The organism is Arthrobacter sp. P1_A5, assembly GCF_056406825.1.
In genome coordinates this window covers 1-8,922 of record NZ_JBFTZL010000153.1, presented here as the reverse complement: position 1 = coordinate 8,922, position 8,922 = coordinate 1, and the positions used below count along the sequence as shown (strand labels likewise).

The following is an 8,922-nucleotide window of genomic DNA, read 5'->3' as shown; positions in this document are numbered from 1 at the left end:
GGTCCTTGAGGATCTGGGTGGCCACGTTGGCGCCCACACAGGCCGCAATCGCAATCCCGGCCGCCGCCCAGCGCCGCCGCACGATCGTGACGAATACGACCACGATCGATGCGATCACTACAGAGAGCGCCGGCAGCCAGTCCAGCAGCTTGGTGGCTGCCTTGCCCGCGGTCCCGCTGAGCTCCACCGCTTCCACGAGGGCGGATTCGTCAATGAACTGTCCCGTGGTGGTGCGGACAAAGAAGAAATAGGTGACGGCCAGTGCGGCGACGCACGCAACCGTGGCCAGCACGAACAAGGCGGCCGTGCCCTTGCCAGGGGACCACTCCGCCTGCGGATCCCGTGTTCTGCCGGCCGGCGTCTTTGGCGCCCGGGTGGCTGGGGCCTGAGTCTTTAAGACCTGCGTTTCCGGGATCTGCGCCTCAGGGACCCGGGCAGACGGGTCCCATGGGGTGCGTTCCTGCCGAAAAGTCATGCCATTAAGGCTCCCACAGAACCCTGCGCGCCACCTGATGGGCCCGGCGCGCGGCGGGGCGAGTAGTACCCGGACAAAAAGCCGAGTACCCGCTACTCGTGCCGTGCTGGAACGGGATTCATAGAGTCGACAGTGCCGGTGTGGCTTGTCCCCGGCACGACGCTCCTTGAGCGGGGCCGGCGAAGACGAGTTTCCTGGACCAGGGACTCACCCCCAGTCGACGCCGGCCCATCAAGGGCCCCAGAGACGTGCAGACGCATCCCCGCCCGGCCTCGATGAACAACTCCTTGACGGCGTCCAGTTTGCGTCCGCGTCCGCGTCCGTCGCATGGAGCCAGACCCGGTATGGGAGGATGTTCCGGTGACTTCCCGCGACCCCGCCCAGTGCCGCCGCCCACGCGGCGGCTGGTGCGTGGGGCTGGTTGTTGCGGTCTTGCCATTGGTGATGGGTATGTCTGCGTGTGCTGCCCCTTCACCGCCCCTGTCCTCCGGCTCAGCGAGCGAGGCAGCGCCACCGGCCGGGCAAGCATCGTCTGCCCCATCCCGGGAAACGGCCGGGACAGCGCCGACCGGTTCCGCAACTGCTGCTGCCTCCGGCGTTCCACGTGCTGTGGAAGCGGCCCTGCAGACCCTGCTTGCGTCGTCGTCGCAGCCGAGCCGGGAGCAAATCCGCGCGAGCCTTTCCGCGGCGGGGTTTGCCCCGGCAGCGGTGGAGGTTTCTGCCTCCCGCACACCCACCGGGCTGGCCGCCGACGCCGTGGAAGTTGGCGTGTTGAGCGGAACCGAATGTGTGATGGCACAGATCCGGTCCGGAACTGTGGAATCGTCAGTCTTGCCGGTTCTTCCGAACGGGCGATGCTTCGTCGGCAGCGTCCAGCGGTAGGCAACAGGAGGGGCATGTCGAAGGTACTGAATCGCCGCGCCACGGTTGCGCAGGAAACCCAACGCACCCGCCGGCGTCGCTCCCTGCTGGCCGTCCAGGTGATGGGCGAACTGCTGATCACCCTCGGCGTGATTGCCGTGCTCTTCGTCGCCTGGCAATTGTGGTGGACCAACGTTGAAGCCGATGCGGCTCAGGGGGCTGCAGTGAAGCAGTTCGTGCAGGAACACAAGGCACCTGCACCGAATGACCCTGCGGCCACGGCGCCGGGGGACACCAAGGGAGCCCCTTCAGTGCCGGTCGGCAAAGTGCCGGGTCACGGACAGGCGATCGGGGTCATCTACATTCCCCGCTTCGGAGCCGACTACAGCAGGCCGATCATCGAGGGCACCAGCCAGGACGTCCTGGACACGCTCGGCCTGGGCCGCTATGCGGGAACGGCCATGCCCGGGGCCATGGGGAACTTTGCCGTCGCGGGCCACCGCCAGACACATGGCGCGGTGCTCGACAACATCCACACACTGGTGCCCGGGGACAAAATCTATGTTCAGACCGCCGACGGGTTCTACACGTACGTTTTCCGGAACCAGGAGATTGTCCTGCCGGACCGGACGGATGTGCTGGCGCCGGTGCCGACTCAGCCCGGCGCAGAGCCGCAGCAACGGATTTTGACCATGACAAGCTGCAATCCGCGCTTCGGCGCCCAAGAGCGCATCATCGCGTACTCCATTTTTGATTCCTGGCAGCCGCTCAGCGCAGGGCCTCCGGCGCCCATCGCTAAGCAGCTCGCCGCGCTGCAGGGGAAGGGCTAGGCCGTGTACCTTTGGCTTTTTCGGCAACTTCCCGGGCCTCTTTGGCTGAAGATCCTTCTGTCTGTGGTGATCCTTGCGGGAGCCCTGGTTGTCCTGGACCAGTTTGTGTTTCCTTGGATGGCTGAAGTGACGCATCTGACCGACGCCACCGTCGGGCAGAGTTGAGCGCGGCACAACCATGAACACGAACCCGTTTCCACCGCGGCCGGGCCGTCCCGGAAGCCGCCCGGAGGAACTCCGCGATCAGCTCCCCGCGCTGGAGGAACTCCTCAACGTCGCCCACGTGGTGAGCCTGCCGATGCGGGTGAAGTTCCGCGGAATCCTCCAGCGCGAAGCCCTGCTGCTGAACGGCCCGCTCGGCTGGGGCGAATTCAGCCCCTTCCCCGAGTACGGCGACCCGGAAGCGTCCCGCTGGCTCGCCGCCGCGATCGAAGCCGGCTGGCAGGGCTTTCCCGAGCCGCTGCGCACCAGCATCCCCGTCAACGCCACGGTCCCCGCCGTCACCGCGGACCGGGTCCAGGAGATCCTGGCACGCTTCGGCCGGGTGGACGCCGTCAAGGTCAAGGTGGCCGAGCCCGGGCAGAGCCTGGATGACGACGCCGCACGGGTAGCCGCGGTCCGCGAGGCACTCCCGGACGCGGCGATCCGGGTGGACGCGAACGGCGGCTGGGACGTCCCGGCCGCCGTCGAGGCCCTGACCCGGCTCTCCGGCGTCGGGCTGGAATACGCCGAACAGCCCGTGCCGGACATCGCCGGGCTCGCCGAGGTCCGCCGCCGGCTGCGGGCCGCCGCGATCCCGGTGCTGATCGCCGCGGACGAAAGCGTGCGCAAGGAGGACGATCCGCTCAAGGTAGCCCGCGCCGGCGCAGCGGATCTGATCGTTGTGAAAGTGGCGCCGCTCGGGGGAGTGCGCCGGGCCCTGGACATCGTGGCGCAGGCCGGGCTCCCCGCCGTCGTCAGCTCGGCGCTGGACACCTCCGTGGGAATCCGCGCCGGATTGGCGCTCGCCGCGGCGCTGCCGGAACTGCCGTATGCCTGCGGGCTGGGTACCGTGTCCCTGCTCGCCGCCGATGTCACCCGGGACCCGCTGGTTCCCGACGACGGCGCCATCCGGGTCCGCGAGGTTGCCGCCGATCCGGAGCTGCTGGCGGAATATGCGGCCGCGCCCGGGCGCCGCGACTGGTGGCTCGACCGCCTGCGCCGGGTCCACGCGGTGCTGGCTGCCAGCCAGTGACGCAAGTGGTTTGAGAGTAAAGTGGATGCGGACGCGGCGAACTAGCCGCCGATCATAGCTTTGGAGCGGAAGATTCGTGATGACCACCTCGGTACCCCGGCAAGATGACGCGCTGGCTACGGCAAAGCGCGCGGAGGGTCAGATGGTGGCCCAGAAGGACGGGCTGCTCCGGATCGTGCAAGGCCTGCGGCGGGTCGACACGGGGACCTATGCCCTCCGCATCCGGCTGGCCGAGAATCTGGGGATCGGGACGATCGACATCAACGCGATGGCCTTTGTGGGCGAGGTGGACGGCCTCACTCCCAAGGATCTCGGTAAGGCGCTGAACATCACCACCGGCTCGGTAACGGCCATGGTGGACCGCCTGGAATCCAAGGGCTTTATGGTGCGGAAGCCCAACCCCACGGACCGGCGCAGTGTGCTGTTGCACCTGAGCCCGGAAGGAACCGACGCGATGCAGTGGGCCAACGACCACTTCGCCGCAGCGGCCGAGGCCCTTCTCCAGGAATCCTCCGAGGGCAGCATTGTGAACATCGCCGAATTTCTCGAGGGCATTGGCCAGCGGCTGATGGCTGCCGCCAGCGCCCCGGAAGAGACGGACAGCTAGCTTCTGTCCCTTGGGGGTTCACCGGTAGGCAGACGCAGTACGGTGCTGTGCCGTTCATCTCGACTTCACCTGGGAGAAGTCTCTCGGTAGCCGGCGGCTGGAAGGGTGGGCGCGACCGCAACTCACCCCCATGGAAGGTCTCTCCATGTCTGTCACCTCCGGACGCAAATTTTCCCTGCTCCCCATGCTCGGCCACACCAAAGGCAAGCGAAGCCCCGTCACCTGCGCGCTGAAGTGCGACAACGCCTGCTCGGGCGAGGTCTGCAACACCAGCACCAACAGCTACTTCCGGGACATCGCTTCCGCCACCATGTCCCGCCGCGCCGCCCTGGGCTTCGGCGCCGCCGGCGCGCTCGCCGTCGTCCTCGGCAACGCCGTGACGTCCGCCGATACGGCAGTGGCCGACGGCGGCCCGGGCCTCGCCGCCGCGGCCAAGGACGGGTTTGGAAAATCCAAGCTGCAGTTCACCGCCATCGCACCGGTGGACGCCAGCGTGGACAAGCTGACCGTCCCCGCCGGGTTCACCTGGCAGCCGGTCATCCGCTGGGGCGACCCGCTCTTCAAGGACTCGCCGGCCTTCGACCTGGACCACCAGAGCGCGGCGGCGCAGGCCCGCCAGTTCGGCTATAACAACGACTACACCGACATCCTGCCGATCGATGGCTCCAGGGACCGCCGGGCCGTGCTCTTCACTAACCACGARTACACCAATGAGTCCATCATGCTGCCGGCCGGATTCGACGCCGCCGAGGCCCGCGCGATCGGCCGTGCAGCCCACGGCCTCACGGTGGTCGAGTTGGAGCGTGCGAACAAGAACAAGCCCTGGAGCTACGTCAAGGGCGCCGGGCTGAACCGCCGCTTCCTGACCGACACCACCTACGAGCTCGACGGCCCCGCCGCCGGGTCCCCGCTGCTGAAGACCGCCGCCGATCCGTCCGGCCGGGCCATCCAGGGCACCCTGGGCAACTGCTCCGGCGGCACCACCCCGTGGGGCACGATCCTCTCCGGCGAGGAAAACTTCAACGGCTACTTCGCCGCGCCCGGAACCTCCGACGCCGACAAGCGTTACGGCCTGACCAGCAAGCCCACCGCCCGCCAGTGGGAACTCGATGACCCGCGCTTCGACACCCGCAACCCCGGATACCAGAACGAGGCCAACCGCTTCGGCTGGATCGTGGAAGTGGATCCCTTCGATCCCTCCTCCACGCCCCGCAAGCACTCCGCGATGGGCCGCTTCAAGCACGAGGGCGCCAACGTGATCGTCGCCAAGTCCGGCCACGTGGTGGCCTACATGGGCGACGACGAGCGCTTCGACTACCTGTACAAGTTCGTCTCGGCCGGCACCTACCGGCCCGGAAAGACGGCGGAGGACCGCAAGAACAACCTCACGCTGCTCTCGGAAGGCGACCTGTACGTCGCGAAGTTCACCGGCAATTCCCCGGCCGACGGGTTCGACGGCGCGGGCGAGCTTCCGGCCGACGGCGCCTTCGACGGCGCCGGTGTTTGGCTGCCCCTCGTGGTGGGCGGCCAGTCCAAGGTGGCCGGAATGTCCGTGGAAGAGGTGCTGGTGTACACCCGGCTTGCCGCCGACAAGGTGGGCCCCACCAAGATGGACCGCTGCGAGGACGTCCAGCCCAGCCCGCACACCGGCAAGGTCTACGTGGTCTGCACCAACAACGCGGACCGCGGCAAGCCCGGCAAGGAAGGGGCCACCGAGGTCAACCCCCGTACCCTCAACCGCGACGGCCACATCGTCGAAATCACCGAGACCGGGGACCAGAGCTCCACAACGTTTGGCTGGAACCTGCTGATGGTCTGCGGCGATCCGGCCAAGAACTCCGCCACCTACTTCGCCGGGTTCCCTGCCAGCCAGGTCTCACCGATCTCCTGCCCGGACAACGTGGCCTTCGATTCCGTGGGCAACCTCTGGATCTCCACCGACGGCGCGCCCTCCAGCATCGGCTACGCCGACGGGCTCTTCAAGGTGACCCTGGACGGTGCCGAACGCGGCAGGGTGGAGCAGTTCCTCGCCGTCCCGCGCGACGCCGAGACCTGCGGCCCGGTCATCCACGACGAGGAGCGCACCGTCTTCGTTGCCGTTCAGCACCCGGGCGAGGAAGGCACCTTCGCCGAACAGCACTCGTACTTCCCGGACTACGTCGCGGCCGGCGCCACACCGAAGCCCGGCCAGGTGCGCGCCCCGCGTCCGTCCGTGGTCCAGGTGTTCCGCACCGACGCCTAGCCTCCTGTCGCCACGCTCCCTCACGTTTGGCAGGTTTCCTTCCCACGCTCCCTCACGTTCGGCAGATTTCCTTCCCACGCTCCCTCACTTCCCTTATTTTGGCGGCGGGACGTGAGGGAGCGTCGGGTTTTTGGCGGCGGGACGTGAGGGAGCGTCGGGTTTTTGGCGGCGAGACGTGAGGGAGCGTCGGGTTTTTGCCGAACTGATAATTTGGGACTGTGAATAATCCGGCCGAATTGGTTGTCCCCAGAGTCCAGGCTGCAATTGCCACCGCGTTTGGCGAAGAGTTCCGGCAGACGGATCCGGTGGTCAGGCCCTCCCAGTTCGCCGACATCCAGATCAATGCCGCCATGGCCCTGGCCAAAAAGGCCGGCCTGCCGCCGCGGGACGCCGCCGCCAGGATCGTGGACGCCCTGAACCTGGACGGCATCTGCAGCAGTGTGGAAATCTCCGGGCCCGGCTTCATCAACCTGAGCTTTGACGGCACCTGGATCGAGGAACTGCTCAATGCAGAGTCCGTCCAGGCCGCGTCCCCGGCCACGGCCGTCACGCCCGCCGCGACACCGCAGCGCGTCGTCGTCGACTATTCCTCCCCGAACGTCGCCAAGGAGATGCACGTCGGCCACCTGCGCACCACCGTGGTGGGGGACAGCCTCGTCAAGGTGCTCGAAGCCCTCGGCGACACCGTGATCCGGCAGAACCACATCGGTGACTGGGGCACCCCGTTCGGGATGCTGATCGAACACTGGCTGGAGATCGGCGAGGACTCCCCGGAGGCGGCGCTGCTGGTGGAGGACCCCAGCGCGTTCTACCAGGCTGCCCGGGCCAAGTTCGATGCCTCCGCCACCGACGAGGACGGCTTCGCCACCCGGGCCCGGCTCCGGGTCGTTGCCCTGCAGGGCGGCGACCAGGAGACCTTCGCCGTCTGGCAGCGGCTGGTCGCCCAGTCCAAGCGCTACTTCAACGCCATCTACTCCACCCTCGGCATCAGCCTTACCGATGACCACATCGCCGGCGAAAGCTCCTACGACGCGCATCTGGCACAGCTGTGCCAGGAACTCGAGGAACGCGGCCTGGCCCGGATCAGCGACGGCGCCCTGTGCACCTTCCCCGCAGGATTTACCGGCCGCGACGGGCAGCCGCTGCCGCTGATTATCCGCAAGTCCGACGGCGGCTACGGCTACGGCACCACGGACCTCGCCACCATCCGCTACCGCGTCCGCGACCTGGCGGCCAACCGGATCCTCTACGTCGTGGGCGCCCCGCAGAACGTGCACCTGCGCATGGTCATGGCCAGTGCCCGGGACGCCGGGTGGCTTCCGGAGACGGTCGAGGCCGTGCATGTGCAGATCGGCAACGTGCTCGGCGAGGACGGCAAGATCCTCAAATCCCGTTCCGGCGCCCCGGTGAAGCTCATGGCCCTGCTCGAAGAGGCCGTGGACCGTGCCCGCGCCGTCATCGACGCGAGCCGGCCCGAGCTCAGCGACGCGGAGCGCGCCGTGACCGCCCGCCAGGTGGGCATCGGCGCCGTCAAGTACGCCGACCTCTCCACCGGCCACGACACCGAGTATGTCTTCGACTTCGACCGCATGCTCGCCCTCAGCGGCAACACCGGGCCCTACGTGCAGTACGCTGCGGCGCGGATCCGCTCCATCCTGCGTAAAGCCGGGGTACTGGAAGGGATCACCGGCGACAGCGGCAGGCCGGCAGCCGGCGCAGCGGGAACTCCGGCGGCCGGCACGCCGGAAGCCGAAGCATCCGGCGGCCCCGCCACGGCGATCGCCGTCGTCGAACCCGCAGAACGCGCGCTGGCCCTGCACCTGCTGGAGTTCGACGCGACGCTGAACAAGGTGCGGGACGCGCTGGAGCCGCACCGGCTCTGCGGCTACCTCTTTGAGCTCGCACAGCTCTTCACCACGTTCTACGACCAGTGCCCGGTGCTCAAAGCCGAGGAATCGGTCCGTGACTCGCGGCTGGCCCTGTGCGCGCTGGCGCTGCGCCGCCTCTCCGGCGGTCTGGAACTGCTGGGCATCGAAACGCCGGAGAACATGTGAGTCCGGCGGATTCCGCTGCGGGCTCTTCAGTTCCTGGCGGCCTGACCGCGGTGGAGGCTGCGCGCATCGCCGTCGACACGTTGGTCGCCGCCGGTGTGCGCCAGGTGGTGGTGTCCCCGGGATCGCGCTCGGCGCCCATGGCCTACGCCCTGGCCGAGGCCGAAGCCGCCGGACGGGTGGAGCTGCTGGTCCGGATCGACGAAAGGTCCGCCGGCTTCACGGCCCTGGGCCTGGCCCTGTCCGCCGGTGCGCCCGCCGCCGTCCTGACCACGTCCGGGACCGCCGTCGGCAATCTCCTCCCGGCCGTCATGGAGGCCAATCACGCCGCGGTGCCGCTCGTGGTCATCTCCGCCGACCGGCCCGAGGAGCTGCGGGGGACCGGCGCCAACCAGACCACCGTGCAGCTGGACCTCTTTGGCGACCACGTCCGCTTCGCCGTCGACGTGCCCGCGGGCAGCGATCCGCAGCGCGCCGTCGACACGGCCCTCAGTGCCGCCACCGGAGCTTTCGAGGACGCCCCGCCCGGGCCGGTGCAGCTGAACCTTGCCTTCCGCGACCCGCTGGTCCCGGCCGTGGGCGACGGGCTGCCCGCGGCCGCCGGACGCGGCATCTACCGGGC

General features: G+C 68.4%; 7 protein-coding genes and 1 pseudogene. 7 read left to right on the top strand and 1 reads right to left on the bottom strand.

All coding sequences use genetic code 11. From position 1 onward, the window contains the following. Positions 1-475: pseudogene (locus AC1D1S_RS16545) on the bottom strand (phosphatase PAP2 family protein); the annotation flags it as partial. Positions 476-802: 327 nt separating this feature from the next. Between AC1D1S_RS16545 and AC1D1S_RS16540 the strand changes: the two are divergent. From AC1D1S_RS16540 to AC1D1S_RS16510, 7 genes are all read left to right on the top strand, one after another. After that, a complete protein-coding gene (locus AC1D1S_RS16540) occupies positions 803-1,357 on the top strand; it encodes a DUF6993 domain-containing protein (RefSeq protein WP_476994952.1) in 555 nt (184 codons plus the stop codon). 14 nt (positions 1,358-1,371) lie between these two features. After that, positions 1,372-2,166, top strand: a complete 795-nt coding sequence (locus AC1D1S_RS16535) for a class E sortase (protein ID WP_476994951.1) — start codon at positions 1,372-1,374, stop codon at positions 2,164-2,166. Between the two features lie 298 nt (positions 2,167-2,464). Next, positions 2,465-3,400 carry an o-succinylbenzoate synthase gene (locus tag AC1D1S_RS16530; RefSeq protein WP_476994953.1) on the top strand — a complete coding sequence of 312 codons (936 nt, stop codon included), beginning with the start codon at positions 2,465-2,467 and terminating at the stop codon, positions 3,398-3,400. Positions 3,401-3,479: 79 nt separating this feature from the next. Continuing rightward, the gene (locus AC1D1S_RS16525) at positions 3,480-4,007 is read left to right on the top strand and encodes a MarR family winged helix-turn-helix transcriptional regulator (protein ID WP_230010526.1); all 528 of its coding nucleotides are present in this window, start codon (positions 3,480-3,482) and stop codon (positions 4,005-4,007) included. Positions 4,008-4,152: 145 nt separating this feature from the next. Beyond that, complete coding sequence (locus AC1D1S_RS16520) at positions 4,153-6,249, top strand: PhoX family protein (protein WP_476994950.1); 2,097 nt, start codon at positions 4,153-4,155, stop codon at positions 6,247-6,249. A gap of 218 nt (positions 6,250-6,467) precedes the next feature. Beyond that, positions 6,468-8,303: an arginine--tRNA ligase gene (gene argS, locus AC1D1S_RS16515; RefSeq protein ID WP_476946132.1), complete on the top strand. Its 1,836-nt coding sequence runs from the start codon at positions 6,468-6,470 to the stop codon at positions 8,301-8,303. Further along, on the top strand, positions 8,300-8,922 hold a 623-nt coding region (locus AC1D1S_RS16510; RefSeq protein WP_476994949.1), incomplete at its 3' end, for a thiamine pyrophosphate-binding protein. The genes argS and AC1D1S_RS16510, both read left to right, overlap by 4 nt.

What these genes read in the sequence shown, in the direction of transcription:
- AC1D1S_RS16540 (WP_476994952.1), top strand. Translation starts at nt 803, where the DNA reads ATGGAGCCAGACCCGGTATGGGAGGATGTTCCGGTGACTTCCCGCGAC.
- AC1D1S_RS16535 (WP_476994951.1), top strand. Translation starts at nt 1,372, where the DNA reads ATGTCGAAGGTACTGAATCGCCGCGCCACGGTTGCGCAGGAAACCCAA.
- AC1D1S_RS16530 (WP_476994953.1), top strand. Translation starts at nt 2,465, where the DNA reads ATGCGGGTGAAGTTCCGCGGAATCCTCCAGCGCGAAGCCCTGCTGCTG.
- AC1D1S_RS16525 (WP_230010526.1), top strand. Translation starts at nt 3,480, where the DNA reads ATGACCACCTCGGTACCCCGGCAAGATGACGCGCTGGCTACGGCAAAG.